The organism is Burkholderia sp. GbtcB21 (assembly GCF_019091065.1).
Taxonomy (GTDB): Bacteria; Pseudomonadota; Gammaproteobacteria; order Burkholderiales; family Burkholderiaceae; genus Burkholderia; species Burkholderia pyrrocinia_C.
In genome coordinates this window covers 1-239 of record NZ_JAGXKA010000445.1, presented here as the reverse complement: position 1 = coordinate 239, position 239 = coordinate 1, and the positions used below count along the sequence as shown (strand labels likewise).

The window sequence follows — 239 nt, the reverse complement described above, 5'->3', positions numbered from 1 at the left end:
GTAGCCGGAGGAGGCAAGCTCGGTATCGAGCCCCCGTGGCAGGCTTGCGATCCGCCGATCCAACCCCCCTGCCTCCAACACCGCCATCATCTCGCGATCATGTTCAGCAGCGGAAGCGAGCTGGAGATATTCGCGGATCGTCACCTCCACGATCGTCGAGCGTTCCAAAACGGTTACGTCGGAGCGGAGGTGGTACATGTCCAATCCACCCAGATCCGCGCCGCCAATGCTGATGAGCC

1 pseudogene is annotated in these 239 nt (G+C 61.9%); it reads right to left on the bottom strand.

What is annotated here, in order from left to right:
* Nucleotides 1-198 (bottom strand): annotated as a pseudogene (locus tag KVT39_RS37325) (hypothetical protein); the annotation flags it as partial.
* Nucleotides 199-239 lie beyond the last annotated feature (41 nt).